This window comes from Enterococcus sp. S183_ASV_20 (assembly GCF_018919685.1).
Classification (GTDB): domain Bacteria; phylum Bacillota; class Bacilli; order Lactobacillales; family Enterococcaceae; genus Enterococcus; species Enterococcus faecalis.
Genome location: NZ_JAHLRI010000004.1, coordinates 38,827 through 53,233 on the forward strand (window position 1 = coordinate 38,827; position 14,407 = coordinate 53,233).

At 36.1% G+C, this 14,407-nt stretch carries 15 protein-coding genes; 11 read left to right on the forward strand and 4 right to left on the reverse strand.

Features of this window, described 5'->3' with window-relative positions; all coding sequences use genetic code 11:
• The first annotated feature begins 11 nt into the window (after nt 1-11).
• From KQI94_RS02790 to KQI94_RS02830, 10 genes are all read left to right on the forward strand, one after another.
• The gene (locus tag KQI94_RS02790) at nt 12-1,379 is read left to right on the forward strand and encodes a deoxyguanosinetriphosphate triphosphohydrolase (protein ID WP_002369181.1); all 1,368 of its coding nucleotides are present in this window, start codon (nt 12-14) and stop codon (nt 1,377-1,379) included.
• Between the two features lie 211 nt (nt 1,380-1,590).
• Nucleotides 1,591-1,806, forward strand: coding sequence for a hypothetical protein (locus KQI94_RS16470; protein ID WP_002357102.1), 216 nt, complete (start codon nt 1,591-1,593; stop codon nt 1,804-1,806).
• A 143-nt stretch (nt 1,807-1,949) separates the two neighbouring features.
• A complete protein-coding gene (locus tag KQI94_RS02795) occupies nt 1,950-4,721 on the forward strand; it encodes a sigma-54-dependent transcriptional regulator (protein ID WP_063855894.1) in 2,772 nt (923 codons plus the stop codon).
• Between the two features lie 71 nt (nt 4,722-4,792).
• Nucleotides 4,793-5,212, forward strand: a complete 420-nt coding sequence (locus KQI94_RS02800) for a PTS mannose transporter subunit IIA (RefSeq protein ID WP_346011720.1) — start codon at nt 4,793-4,795, stop codon at nt 5,210-5,212.
• 11 nt (nt 5,213-5,223) lie between these two features.
• Nucleotides 5,224-5,694, forward strand: a complete 471-nt coding sequence (locus KQI94_RS02805) for a PTS sugar transporter subunit IIB (RefSeq protein ID WP_002369184.1) — start codon at nt 5,224-5,226, stop codon at nt 5,692-5,694.
• A 15-nt stretch (nt 5,695-5,709) separates the two neighbouring features.
• Nucleotides 5,710-6,501 (forward strand): PTS mannose/fructose/sorbose/N-acetylgalactosamine transporter subunit IIC, encoded by a 792-nt coding sequence (locus tag KQI94_RS02810; protein WP_002357107.1) that lies wholly within the window; start codon nt 5,710-5,712, stop codon nt 6,499-6,501.
• The gene (locus tag KQI94_RS02815; RefSeq protein WP_002390010.1) at nt 6,482-7,315 is read left to right on the forward strand and encodes a PTS system mannose/fructose/sorbose family transporter subunit IID; all 834 of its coding nucleotides are present in this window, start codon (nt 6,482-6,484) and stop codon (nt 7,313-7,315) included. The genes KQI94_RS02810 and KQI94_RS02815 overlap by 20 nt, the downstream gene beginning before the upstream one ends.
• 10 nt (nt 7,316-7,325) lie before the next feature.
• Nucleotides 7,326-8,402: an SIS domain-containing protein gene (locus KQI94_RS02820; RefSeq protein ID WP_002369187.1), complete on the forward strand. Its 1,077-nt coding sequence runs from the start codon at nt 7,326-7,328 to the stop codon at nt 8,400-8,402.
• Complete coding sequence (locus tag KQI94_RS02825) at nt 8,396-9,400, forward strand: SIS domain-containing protein (RefSeq protein ID WP_002369188.1); 1,005 nt, start codon at nt 8,396-8,398, stop codon at nt 9,398-9,400. The genes KQI94_RS02820 and KQI94_RS02825 overlap by 7 nt, the downstream gene beginning before the upstream one ends.
• A gap of 73 nt (nt 9,401-9,473) precedes the next feature.
• Nucleotides 9,474-9,824, forward strand: a complete 351-nt coding sequence (locus KQI94_RS02830; protein ID WP_002369189.1) for a DUF2200 domain-containing protein — start codon at nt 9,474-9,476, stop codon at nt 9,822-9,824.
• Between the two features lie 146 nt (nt 9,825-9,970).
• Here KQI94_RS02830 and KQI94_RS02835 read toward each other — a convergent pair whose 3' ends face one another.
• The gene (locus tag KQI94_RS02835; protein ID WP_002364154.1) at nt 9,971-10,330 is read right to left on the reverse strand and encodes a DUF1801 domain-containing protein; all 360 of its coding nucleotides are present in this window, start codon (nt 10,328-10,330) and stop codon (nt 9,971-9,973) included.
• A 150-nt stretch (nt 10,331-10,480) separates the two neighbouring features.
• Nucleotides 10,481-10,630 carry a hypothetical protein gene (locus tag KQI94_RS02840; protein WP_002357118.1) on the reverse strand — a complete coding sequence of 50 codons (150 nt, stop codon included), beginning with the start codon at nt 10,628-10,630 and terminating at the stop codon, nt 10,481-10,483.
• A 208-nt stretch (nt 10,631-10,838) separates the two neighbouring features.
• Here KQI94_RS02840 and KQI94_RS02845 point away from each other — a divergent pair, with 208 nt between their 5' ends.
• Nucleotides 10,839-12,674 carry an alkaline phosphatase family protein gene (locus tag KQI94_RS02845; protein WP_024041452.1) on the forward strand — a complete coding sequence of 612 codons (1,836 nt, stop codon included), beginning with the start codon at nt 10,839-10,841 and terminating at the stop codon, nt 12,672-12,674.
• 36 nt (nt 12,675-12,710) lie between these two features.
• On the opposite strand, the gene KQI94_RS02850 is transcribed toward KQI94_RS02845, so the two are convergent.
• Nucleotides 12,711-13,892, reverse strand: coding sequence for a multidrug effflux MFS transporter (locus KQI94_RS02850; protein ID WP_002365813.1), 1,182 nt, complete (start codon nt 13,890-13,892; stop codon nt 12,711-12,713).
• 109 nt (nt 13,893-14,001) lie between these two features.
• Complete coding sequence (locus KQI94_RS02855) at nt 14,002-14,397, reverse strand: DUF3224 domain-containing protein (RefSeq protein WP_002369192.1); 396 nt, start codon at nt 14,395-14,397, stop codon at nt 14,002-14,004.
• Between the last annotated feature and the right edge of the window lie 10 nt (nt 14,398-14,407).

A 14,407-nucleotide genomic window follows, 5' to 3' on the forward strand; every position in this document is an offset into this window, starting at 1 on the left:
GGAGGTAATAAATGAAAATGAATTGGCGTCAGTTGGTTGGTACATATCGTATTTCTGATAATGGTAAACAATATCAAAATGACTGGTTAAATAAGCAAGTTGATTTAGCCACAGAACTTCGTAAATCTTTTGATAGTGACTATCGTAGAGTAAGAGTAATTAAAAGTGATGCATTTAGACGTTTACAAGACAAAACACAAGTCTTTCCTTTAGAACGTAATGATTTTGTAAGAACGCGTTTAACACATAGCTTAGAAGTAGCAATGCATAGCAGGGATATACTTAGATTAGTTATTTCACAGTTGAACGAACGAAACATTGAGGTTATGGAATTATCAGAATGCTATCGGTTGTTAGAAACAGCTGCATTAATCCATGATATCGGCAATCCCCCTTTTGGACATTTTGGGGAAGAAGCCATTCGTATTTGGTTTGAAAAAAATGGTCCTTTGTATGCTTGTTGGTCTGATTTTTCGGAGCAACAACAAAATGATTTTCTTAACTTTGAAGGAAACGCTCAAACCATCCGACTTTTAACAAAACTGCATCATGATAATGGGACTTCTAAAGCAGGAATGAAACTAACCGCCACGACATTAGATACAGTTATCAAATATACGGCATCTTCAGATCAATTAAATAAGCAACAGCTTTTGTCTAAAAAAGTTGGCTATTTTTACTCGGAAAAACAAGTGTTTAACGCCATTAAATTTGCGACAGGAACACAAAATAAGCGACACCCATTAGTCTTTTTGTTAGAAGCTTCAGATGATATCGCCTATACTTTTTCAGATATCGAAGATGCCTATAATTATGGTTTATACAGCTATCAAGATTTAAAGCAGTTTGTTGATGGGCAAACAGGAACAAAAAAATTTTTAATGTTAGAAAAAGATAAAACAGAAGAAGCTACCTTACAAGAATTTTTGAGAAAGACACAAAGAGCTGTTTGTCAAAGCGTAGCGAAAAATTTTGCTAATCATTATGACTTAATTATGAGAGGTATCTATCATAATGAAATTATCATTGAAGATTGTGATGAAGTGAAATGCTTTCAGGCATTAAAAAACTTTTCTAGAGCCTATGTTTTTCAAACAAAAACAATTTTGGATCAAGAGGTATTGGGCTTCAATATCATCAATCGTTTACTAGATGAATTTGTTCCAGTCGTACTAAAATACGAAAAAGTTTCCATGAATAAGTATGAGGAGCGAATCTTTAATAATATTTCGGAAAGCGCGAAAGCGTTGTATAGAAGAGAAGCAAAGAACGCTACAGAAGCAGAAAAAGACTATTATCGTTTGAAAATGGCGGTGGACTTTGTATGTAATATGACGGATGGATATGCCAAAAAAGTTTATGATACATTATTCACTTAAAATTTGAGAAAAAGCTTCTCAGCGGTTGCCGCCGCTGAAGAAAACTAGTTCATTGCACAGGCTGATCGTTTCAGTAAAAATTTTAAAGATGCTAGTAATTTCACTGAAAATCGGGTACACTAAAATTAGCTAGTGTAACTAGCAAAAAAGGCAACTGGAATAGATAGGTTGTGCTGTCTATGAAGGGCTTTGTTTGTCAGGTGGTGCTGACATGCAAAGTGCCTTTTTTCTTTTTCTCAACATTTTAAGGACAAAAAACGATTGCAACATGTCACAATCGCTAACCTCGGAGAAAAAGGAATTTTTCTCCAATGGCCATTTCGATAACCTGTTGTGTGTTTCGAAACATTCAGAACGGTGGTGCGTTCTTTCAGTGCCTAATTATCCAATTCGTTTCTTGTTCCTCTATTTACAGTATACTGAATGAAAACCTATTCTGCAATGATAGAATCAGGTTCCTGTGATTAAATAACATAAAAAATGGGCTCCTTATATAAAGAAAAATAACAAAAAAAATTTTGAATATTGACGTTTTTTTTAGGTACGTTATGATAAATGAGAGGTGATTTTATGTTAAAAATGCAAATTGTTGATTATTTACGCAATCAAACAGCTTTTTTTGAACCATCTTTAGTCAGTGAAATTTTCACAGCAAGCAATATTGCAACGACATTTTCTATCAAACGAAATACAGCTAGTCACTATTTAAATCAGTTAAACGAAGAAGGGATTCTAGTTAAGATCAATACACGGCCAGTTTACTTTTTTCATAAAGAAGCGTTTCAACAACAAAACTATCTTTTAAAAAGAACTGTTTATCAAAGTTTCCAAGAAATGATCGATGAACAGCCTGTTTTTGATCGCAAAAGTGATTTTTTTCAGTCGGTCATTGGTTATCGCGGTAGTTTAGCCCAGACCATCGAACAATTAAAAATGGCAGCGCTTTATCCTGGTGGTGGATTGCCTGTCTTAATTACAGGTGAAAGTGGTACGGGTAAAAGTTTTTTAGCATCCTTATATTATCAGTTTTGTCTTTCAAAAGAACTACTTGACGATTCAGCACCTTTTGTGACAGTTAATTGTGCGCAATATGCCAACAATCCAGAGCTTTTAACTAGTCAATTATTTGGGCATCTTAAAGGCGCTTTTACGGGAGCAGATTCCGATAAAATTGGAGCCTTTCAAAGTGCAGAAGGGGGCGTTTTATTTTTAGATGAAGTTCATCGTTTGAGTCCTGAAGGGCAGGAAAAATTGTTTACATTTTTAGATCAGGGTATCATTTATCGGATGGGTGAAACCAATCGGCCCATTCCTGTTACGTGTCGGTTGTGCTTTGCCACAACTGAAGAAATTTCTAGCACCTTTTTAACGACATTTTTAAGACGAATTCCTATTCAAATTAAAATCCCAAGTCTTGCTGAACGCACTCAAGCGGAAAGAAAACAATTAATTATGCGAGCATTTTATGAGGAACAGCAAGCTATTCAAAAAGTAGTTACTATCACGCCACAAGTTATCCAACTTTTAGAAAATCACCATTATGTAGGCAATGTAGGTGAATTAAGAAATAATATAAAAATTATTACTGCACGCAGCTTTGCCGTCAATCTTGACAAACATGTTATTCCAATCACTTTACACGATCTACCGAAAGAATTTTTGGATCAATCAATCAAACTAACTCCTGATGAAAATGAATTGCCTATTCGTTTAGATGAGCAAACAAATCTGGTTAGTTTGTTAGAGGAAACAGAGCTTGCGCAAAGAAAAATTATCCAGAGTTATGAACGAATCCTTCGTCTTTATGTCTCTCACCATCATCATCTTTCCACTGCCAATAACGACATCTCGAAAGAAATTGAACGCTTATTCGATGATTTATTATTTGAAAAGAAGCGAGAGAAAAATCACGAAATGCTATTGTTTATTACGCAAAATATCCGTCAATTATTGGAAACGATTGAATCGTCTTATCAAATTCGGTTTAATGGCAGTTTAGTCTATGCATTAAGCACCTATCTGTTTCAACGAAGATGTATTGATTGGTTTCCAGAAAAAGAACCTACAACAGTCATTGACGAACTTTTAACAGAAGTTCAAACCAAATTAGCAACTAGTTATGGCTACGCTGAACAACTGTTAACTTTAGTGAAACGTTCATTAGATATTGAACTATCCCAGATGGATCGAATTATTGTCACCATTTATCTTCACTATTCGGGTTCAGTAAAGGAAAGTCACTATCCGAAAGCGGTGATTGTTGCCCACGGATATGCCACAGCAAGTAGTATTGCGAATGTTGCAAATCGGCTGTTAAATGTGCCAATTTTTCAATCGTTTGACATGCCGTTAAATGTTACTCCCAAAAAAATTTCCGAACACTTAATTCACTATATGGAACGTCAAGAAACGAGGAATGGTTTAGTAATTCTTTTTGATATGGGTTCATTGAAAGAAATTTATCAGTATTTTCCGGCAGAAGAAGAAGGTCCTTTTTTATTAATGAATAATGTAACAACAAGCTTAGCTCTGTCTATAGGAGAAGCCATTAAAGACGAAGTTTCTTTTGAAGAATTGCCCCAAAAAGCGTTAACAGTTCATCCAAATGAATGGGAAATCATATTACCTGAAAATAAAACGGAACGTGTCATTTTAACAACGTGTAGTACCGGAATTGGCACAGCCGTTAAAATTAGAGATTTACTTGAAAAAAGTTTACCTGCGGAAGCACAATTAAAGATTATTCCTTGTGAGTATAATCAATTACGTAATGCAGAGTCGATCAAAGAAAGTTTTACAGAATATGAGATTGTCGGCATCATCGGTACAAACAACCCGTCTTCAAATGACCTCCCGTACATCTCTTTAGAAGAGTTGATTGCAGGAAAAGGAATTACGACCCTTTTAGAATGGACAAAGAGAGAATTAACTAAAGATATGCTGTCCTATGTAAATCATGAGTTGATTCGGAACTTTTCATTAGATCGGGTCATTCAATCAGTGACGATTTTAGATACAGAAAAAATTATTCGACAAGTAGAAGTCTTTTTAATTCAATTAGAAGAGCGGTGGCAACAAACAATTCAAAATGATCGTAAATTAGCGGTATATGTCCATGTCAGTTGTTTAATTGAACGATTAATCCGGAATGAACCTATTGAAAATTATAATGGCGCCGAACAACTAAAGCAGTGTCAAAGAACGGTCTTGCAAGAGTTAAAAGAGGCGTTTAGTGTCATTGAAAAAGTTTATAGTGTCAATATACCTGAATCGGAGCTTTTTTATGTCTATGATGTGTTGTTTGGAAAAACGGAGTTTAACAACGCAGAAAGCGATTTTTAAAATAAAAAGGAGGGAGTGCCACTTTTTTGGCACTCTTTTTGCTATATAAAGAAGTAAGTGAGGTGAAGAAAATGGAACGTAAAATTATTCTGGCAACACATGGTAATTTCGCTGCAGGGATTCAGACATCATTAGCTTTAATTTGTGGTGAAACAAAGAATGTGGAATGTCTTTGCGCTTATATGGAACAACCTTATGATTTAATCAAGACGGTCAAAGACATTTTAAAGAACAATCAACAAAATGAATTAATTGTGATTACAGACCTATTTGGCGGAAGCGTGAATAACGAATTCTTTAATTATGTGGGGAAACAAGCAATGCATTTAATTTCAGGATTAAATTTAGCAACGTTAATTGAAATATATACCCAAATAAATACTGTTGATTCATTAGTTGATTTAGTAAAACGTGCCGTTGAAAACGGACAAGAAAGTCTTTGTTATTGTAACGAGTTATCTAGTAAAGAAATTTTAGAAGAAGAATTTTAGGAGGAAATGAAATGATTAAATTGTTAAGAGTCGATCATCGCTTGTTACATGGTCAAGTGGCTTTTTCATGGACCCAAGGCTTAGGCGCCGATTGTATTTTAATCGCAAATGATGACGTACCTAAAAATGATATTCGAAAAACAACTATTAAGCTAGCTAAACCAGCAGGAGTAAAACTGGTCATTAAAACGATTGAAGATGCGATTGCCGCACTAAAAAGTGGTGTTACAGAAAAATACAAACTTTTTATTGTAGTTGAAAGTGTGGAAGATGCTTATCGATTGGCTACTGCTTATCCAGAAATAAAAGAAATTAACTTAGGAGGGATGAAAGTAAGGGAAAATACTCGAAACATTTCTAAAGCAATTAATATCACACCGGATGAAGAAAAAATGGTTAAAGAATTGGTCGCAAATGGTTGTGAAGTTGAAATTCGACAAGTCCCAAATGACAAAAAAGTAGCAGTATTAAATGTCTTGTAGAAAGGAGAAATACAAATGATAGGACAAGCGATTCTTTTAGGTTGCATCGCTTTTATTGCGCAGTCGGAATATGCTTTAGGAACCTCGTTGCTTTCAAGACCAATTGTAACCGGTTTATTTGTCGGAATTGTATTAGGTGATGTCAAAACGGGCGTAATCATGGGCGCGACCTTAGAGTTAGCTTTCATCGGTTCTTTTTCAGTGGGCGCATCAATCCCACCTGATGTAGTGACTGGTGGGATTCTTGGTACAGCGTTTGCTATTACTGCTGGCGCAGGAACAGAAACAGCCTTAGTCTTAGGCTTGCCAATCGCAACGTTAACGTTGATTCTTAAAAATATTTATTTGGGTTTGCTCATCCCAATCATGAGTCAAAAAGCTGATCAGTATGCTGAAGAAGGAGCATATAAAGGGGTGGAGCGCATGCATTTACTTGCAGGCTTTGGCTTATCGTTCATGCTAGCGCTCATTGTAACTATTTCATTTGCCGTGGGCAGCAACACCATTAAAGGCTTACTTGATCTGATCCCTGAATTTATTCAACATGGGTTGTCTGTTGCAACGGGGATTATTCCAGCGCTAGGATTTGCGATGCTTGCACGCTTACTGATTAACAAACAAGTGGCGCCATATTTCTTTTTAGGCTTCGTCTTAATGGCCTACTTTAAGTTACCTGTAACAGGAGTAGCAATTTTGGGTGCCATTACAGCAGTAATTGTTGTGAATATCATGAATTATGCCAAAGGAAAGAATGAAACAATACAAACAACAAGTGGGGAGGTAATTGATGATGACGAAGACTTCTAAAACTAAGACAGAAAACTTAATTACAAAAAAAGAACTTAATCAAGTCTTTTTGCGTTCATTTCAAATGGAATTTTCATGGAATTATGAACGTCAGATGAATATGGCTTATGTCTATGCCATGATCCCTATTTTAAAGAAATTATATCCTCAAAAAGAAGAGATGGCGGCAGCTTTAAAACGGCATCTTGCTTTCTTTAATACCACGCCGCATATCGTGACGTTTATTTTAGGAATTAATGCTGCAATGGAAGAAGAAAATGTTCTGGACGAAAATTTTGAAGTTGGAACAATCGATAGTATTAAAACCTCGTTAATGGGACCTTTAGCTGGTTTAGGTGATTCCTTTTTCTGGGGAACCTTACGCTTGATTGCAACAGGTGTTGGAACTTCGTTAGCTTTACAAGGGAATTTGTTAGGGCCAATTCTATTTTTACTCATTTTTAACGTCCCCCATGTGATTGTTCGTTATTTACTAAATCGTTGGGGCTATAAATTAGGAACTGGTTTTCTCAAAAAAATTCAAGCAAATGGCATGATGGAAAGTCTCACATTAGGCGCTTCAATAATTGGCTTGATGGTGGTAGGTGCTATGACCGCCTCCATGATTGATTTAACTATCCCGATTACAATCAGCGGAAGTGGGAAAAATGCAGTCACGGTTCAAAGTATCTTTGACGATATCATGCCTAAATTATTACCGCTTGCATCTTTTGGTTTTGTTTTTTATTTATTGAAAAAAGAAGTAAAACCTTTAGCGATTTTAGGTGGCATGGCAATTGTCGGAATTCTTGGCTCATTAATTGGTCTATTTTAGGAGGCAAAATATGAAAACGATGCTGGATTATATAAATGAGGAGCAAGCAGCTCTAACTCAGATTCTTAACCAATTTCAATTAACTGATACAGACGTTTCAAAGGTCACGCACTGTCTAATTTTAGCAACTGGCTCGTCACATAACGCTTGTCAGGCGGCTAAAGTTTACCTTGAAGAAGTGGCGCCTATTTATGTGGAAATCCAAGAGCCGTTCAATTTTGCTCATTATGGCAAAGTGGATGATCGGTTTGATCTGGTCGTAGCGGTTTCGCAAAGTGGTAAAAGTGCTTCAACAATTGATGCCATTGCAAAAATTAAAAACCAAACGTCTGTAAAAACAGTGGCCTTGACAAGTGATGTCACCAGCCCGATTACGGAGGTTGTGGATGAAGTCCTGGATTTAAAAATGGGGCTTGAAACAGTTGGTTTTGTCACAAAAGGCTATACGGCAACACTTTTAAATTTATTTCTATTTGGATTGAAACTGGGCTATCAAAAGCATCAATTAACAAAAGCAGAGGTTGAAGAAGAATTAGCAAAACTTGCCAAAGCAATTCAGGAAATCGATTCGGTGATTTATAAAACCGAACAATTTTGGCAAAAAACGAAAAAAGAATTAACAGAGGGGACACGATTTATCGCAATTGGTTATGGGCCCAATATTGGTACGGCGAAAGAGTTTGAGACGAAGTTTACAGAAACAGTTCGCTTACCTTCCCAAGGATTTGAAGTCGAAGCCTATATGCATGGGCCTTATCTTGAAGCGGATACTACACATCTTTTGTTTTTTATTGAAAATCAAAGTCCTATTCAAGCACGTAGCCAAGCCTTGAAAAATTATCTAGCCAGTTATGTTGGCCAATGTTACACAATTACAACGCGTTCAACGAGAGCATCAAATACGTTAGATTTAGCAAGTGATGTCGAAGAAAAAATTAGTCCTTTATTGTTAGTTATTCCATTTCAATATTTGGCGTATCAAGTAGCTACAAGTAAAGGAATTGATTTATCTCAACGGATTTTTGATGATTTTGATTGTGTCCTAAAAAGTAAAATAGCAAAGAAAGAGGGAAATCAGTCATGTTAAAATTTAATGAAGAACAACAAATCAAAGACATACGAGGTGCCTTAGCCTTGCGTTCAGATGTTGAAAAAGTTGTTGATCAAGTTTGGACGAAAGGATTTGATGCGGTTTATTATTTAGGAATCGGCGGTACTTATGCTTCAGCCATGCAAGCAGTTACTTATGCGAATGGAAAAAGTAATTTACCAATCTATGTTCAACATGCTGCTGAGTATTACACAACAGGCAATAAACGTTTAACAGAAAAATCATTCGTCATCTTGTCTTCCGTTACTGGGACAACACAAGAAGTGGTGCAAGCCGTTCAAGAAATCAAAAAGGTCGGCGCAACGCTATTTGGTTTTATTGATGCAAAAGATAGTCTTTTAGCAGATTTATGTGATTATGTGGTGACTTATCCAGCCCCAGGAACTGAGCAAATCAAGTTCTTTATGGTAGCTGATCGTTTAATGCAAAAAAACAACGAATTTACAGATTACGAAAATTATTACCAAGAATTGGAAGAATATTTGCCTACAGGTTTAGCTGAAGCTGAAAAAAGTGCCGATGCGTTTGGCTTAGCTTTTGCGGAAAAACATCGTCATGATAGCATTCACTATTTTATTGGCGCAGGGAACCAATGGGGAGCGGTCTATTCTTATGCAATGTGCTATTGGGAAGAGCAAAGTTGGCTTCGCTCAAAATCAATTCATGCAGCAGAGTTCTTACATGGGACGCTAGAAATTGTAGATGAAACTACACCAGTAACGTTGTTTATCGGAGAAGACGAGCAACGACCATTGGCAGAACGAGTAGCAAAATTATTGCCGAAAATCTGTGCCAATTATACAATTATTGATTCGAAAGCGTATGAACTTCCAGGAATTAGTGAAAAATATCGTGGCCGAGTTGTTTCATTTCTCCTAATGCATGCGGTAACGCAACGCATTGATGCGCATGTAGAAAAATTAAATTGTCACCCATTAGAGATTCGTCGTTATTATCGTCAATTTGATTACTAAGACAAAATAGCCTCTTTTTCCAGTAAGCCTGTGGTAGACTGAAGAGAGAATACTTCAGAAAGTAGGAAAACCAATGACAAAACCGAAAATCTATACAATGACCTTTGCCAGTGTTTATCCGCTATACATCCAAAAAGCAGAACGTAAAAATCAAACGCAAGCGGAGGTTGACGAAATTATTTACTGGTTAACTGGTTATGATGAAAAAGGCTTGCAACAACAATTGGCTCAAAAAGTAACGATGGAAACATTTTTTGAAGAAGCACCCAATTTTAATGAAAACGCCCAATTGATCAAAGGCGTAATTTGTGGCTATCGCGTGGAAGAAATTGAAGATCCTTTAATGCAAAAAATCCGTTACCTAGATAAATTAATCGACGAATTGGCCAAGGGAAAAGCGATGGAAAAAATTTTAAGAACATGAAGAGGTCGGGACAGAAGTGTTTAACTCCGAGAAATAAGAAGGAATTTCCGAAAATTGTTCTTTAATTTTTGGAGAATTTCGGCTTATTTCCGAAGGAGTTGCTTCTGTTCCCGCCGTTTATCAGTTTTTGAGCGTGGGACAAAAATTCAAAGTGATTTTTGTCCCACGCTCTTCATGTTTTCTTGTACACGGAATTTAACTATTTCCTGTATTAATGAAAGAGGTAACTCTTGCGTGTAGGGAAATTGAATGGCACCTTTTGAGGTTTTAAAAGGGCGTAATTCTTTGCTGAAACGTTGGATGGCTGATGGCGTAGGATAGAAACCTAAATGTTGCTTGGCCGCCGCAAAATGCACTAAATTGCCATTTAAGTAAAAGGTCGGCATTCCATAAGCGATTTTTTCAGTAGTCTCCTGAGGAACAACCGCTAAAATTGCTTGGTAGATTTCTGTTAACTGTGTTTGATGTTGGGGTTGCTGGCGAATATAGTTTGCAATGATGGTCATATAAAAACACCTCCGTTTGTTTCAGTATACTATGTAAAAAATAAAAGGCGAAGAGGATACAAAAAAACCGTCTAGTATTTTTTCTTTACTAAACGGCTTTTAGCTTAAATAACTACCTAAAGGGTCTTGCATGGAAATGTTTGTCACTCCTTAGTTTAATTGTTTTAAGTGTGCAATTGCTTCTTCAATTGTGTGACCAGTTGCTGTTTTACTTTCATTTTTTGCATCAAAAACAATGAAAATATTTTTGTCTGTGTCTAATTGAATACGATATTGAATGTTTTTTACTTTGTAAGTCATAGTTATTCTCCTTTCATAAAGTACTCTAAAAAGGCGACGATAACTGATAACGAAATTCCATTGTTACTATACCACTGGAAAATTATTTTTGCAACAAATAACATTTTTTCTTTACCATTCCTTAGACTTCTTTGCTAGCTACTTCTTTACATTCTTTTTCAAGAAGCATAAAATAAATACATTACTAGTTTTTGAATAGGAGATCGATGTGAAAAAGAGAGTTGAGAAATTTAGACGATGGCCCTACCGCTACCTTTTGTATGGAATCGGGTTCATCTTATTAATTATTTTTAGTAATTTATATTTGCAATGGTGTCAGAATAACTTGTCTGTTGATTTAGCCTTCAAGTTTGCTTTTTCGTGGCATACGGAAAAGTTTTTCTTAGGTTGTTTTGTGCTAAGCGTTTTTTTACTTTTTTTATGTAGTTTGGCAGGTTCATTAGGAGTTGGCTCTCTTTTATATAGTGTCATAATAGGTGTTTTAGGATTTGCGGACTATCAAAAGATGTTTTATCGTGTCGAACCTATTTACCCAGACGACTTAAAAATGATCACAGAAGTTAGTTTATTAAAAGAAATGGTTGGTTTATGGCCGTTTATTTTTGTGGTAGCGTTAGGTTGTGTAGCACTTTTTTTCTTAGGAAAAGCCTTTTATAAAAGTTTCTTTTTATCGAAGAAAAAACAAACGATTCGTGTGTTAAGTCTTGTTCTTTCGATTGGTCTATTTTCATATATTGGTGATTTTAACAATCCGCAAAATTTGTTACGTAAAGCCTATAATAAAACCGCGTTATGGATTCCTTACAGCCAAAAAATGAATTACTACAATACAGGATTTATTGGTGGTTTTCTATATAATTTAAAAGTAGAGGCTATGGACCAACCAAAGGGTTATTCAAAAGAAGCTATTTCAGAAATTACTCAGAAATATCAAAAGTTGGCCGAGGCGAAAACAGTGCCGAGCAATGAGCAACCAAATATTGTGTTTGTCATGAGTGAAAGTTTTTCAAATCCAGATCATCTGAAAGGTTTGTCCATTATTGGTAACCCTTTAGCTGATTATCAGCAAATCGCTGATAAAACTTACAGTGGCCAGATGCTTTCACAAAACTACGGGGGCGGAACTGCGAATATTGAATTTGAAGCCCTAACAAGTTTTTCGATGGAATTATTGAATGCCCAAATGACTACACCTTATACGATGATGATTCCTAAGATGACGGAATTGCCTTCCATTGTTTCATTACTTAAGGAACAAAAGTACCAAACAACGGCTATTCATCCGTACAATACATCTATGTATAAACGAAAAGATGTGTATAAAATTTTAGGTTTTGATCAATTTATCAATGAAAAAACAATGAACTATACGGATAAACTAGAAAATAATCCTTACATTTCAGATCAAGCAGCGTATCAGGAAGTGACGACACTACTTAAAGAAAAAGAGCAACCGCAATTCATTCATTTAGTTACTATGCAAACACATATGCCTTATGAAAATAAATACACAACGTCCAATTATTTTTCTCAAGGAAACGGCAATCAAGTCGCGCTCAATAATTACTTGCAAGATATTGCCTACAGTAGCGAAGCTTTGAAAAATTTCCTACAAGAAATCGAAAAAATGCCCAAACGCACATTAGTCGTTTTTTGGGGAGATCACTTACCAAGTATTTATGATGAAAACATTCAAGCGTTGAATGAAGGGGCAGCCCTTCACCAGACAGAATTTCTAATGTATGATACGGCGAACCAGTTAACAGAAAAAAATCAGCATCAAGCAACCATTAGTCCATTTTATTTTGCTCCCTCACTTTTCCAACAAAGTGGCTTACCGCAATCGGGATTTTACGCTATGCTAAATGAGGTACAAGAACAATTGCCTGCTTTTGAAAAGGGGAATTACTATCTCGGTGGGGAATGGAAAAAAACAGTAGAAATGAATAAAAAGCAAGAACAACTATATGAGGAATACCGACTGATTCAATATGACATTGTTTCAGGGAAGCAATATAGTTTAGAAAATCAATTTTTTAGCTAAAAAAAACACACGAAATATTCGTGTGTTTTTTGATTTTTATTTTAAAGTTTTACGATAAACAATGACATAATAGCTGAAAGCTAACAGACAAGCAAAACTTAAAAAGTAAAGCGGCAAGACCCAAATGGTACCATTGTGAAAGTAACTAATCAAATAGGTAAAGAAACTAACAAACAAGTAATAGACAAAACTAAAAATTCCACTGGCAGTACCAATTACAGATTCATAGCCTTTTAAGGCCATACTTAAGGCATTGGGCAAAGTAATATTAATCCCTAAGAAAAAGAGAAAAATAAACAAAATAAGACCAATGATTGTTTCAAATTGTGTCATTATTAATAAACAGCAAGCCGCAAAGATACTTAGCAGCAAACCAGCAAAGGCAATTTTTTCCGCTGACCAATATCCTAGCAACCAATTGATAAGAACCGCAGCAAGAATACTAGACACAGCTAAAACTAAACCAAGAAAGCCATATTGGACACTGCTAAAGCCAAAGTGATTGATGAAAATAAACGGAGCTTCTGCATAGTAGCTAAACAATAAACCATTAATGCCCCCAATCAATAAGCCGTAGCACCAAACTTTCGAGTCGAAGGAAAGGCGTTTCGCCACGGACCAAAAAGGCGCTTTCGTTAAGGTATTTCCTAAGTGAAAGGTTTCTGGTAAACGATAAAAACTATAGAAAAGTAATAGAACAGCCATGACAATTAAGGTGCTAAAGACATGCTGATAGCCAAAATAGGTTTGAACAAGTCCGCCGACTAAGGGTCCGATGGCAGGAGATAGCGATAGGGCAGCGCTTGTTTGAGCAAAAATTTTCCCTCTTTGAAGATCGTTAAAGCTTTCCCGCATCATCGATTGGGTAATAACAGAACCAACACTTGCACCAAATGCTTGAATTAAACGGAAGAATAACAGCCAAGGAAATGTCGGACTCAAAAAAAGGCCAATATTTCCAATTAAATAGCATAAAATTCCTAATAACATAGCTGGGCGACGTCCAATCGTATCGGATAGAATTCCCCAGAATAAAACGCCAACGGCAAAGGCAACAAAATAAATACTCATGGTTAATTGTGCCACGCTATCGTGAATGTTAAAAGCAGAACTAAGCGCTGGTAAAATAGGTGTGAAAATCGACTCGCTGATTTGTGGAAATCCCACAAGCAAAATAATAATTAGTAATGATGGGACGGTGTTTCGGGTGTTTTTCATGATTTTTCTCCTTAAAAGTTTAATCTAATCAAAAACACCCATTGTCTTTTACAACCGCCAAATTTAAAATAAGTAAAATAATGTCACCAACTTTCCTTGAAATTTTTTATTATACAAAGTCTAAATGAAGAAGCGCTTCTTCTTGACTAAATTCATAAGTGTAGCGACCGGATAAACCGGCAAGCTCATCTGATGCTTGAAATAGTTCACCTGGGCAGTCTAAAAGACCCTGTGTAAACGTCCCTTTTTCGCAAGCAGTAAAGGTGCCTTTTTTTCCTAAATAAGTTCCTTCGAAATGTAGGAAACCGACCACTTGAGCCACAGCTTCAAGCCCATCTGCCATTGAAGAGCCTTGATAAGTCATTAAGTATTCCACAGAAGCTGTCCCAGATAAGGCGCCCGACAATTGATAAGTAGCGCTCGCTTGATTCACTGGGAAATTTTCATTAAGATTGTCAATCGGTTGTTCTTGCCAACTAGATACAGTAAATGATGCTTGCTCCATTGCTGTCCCT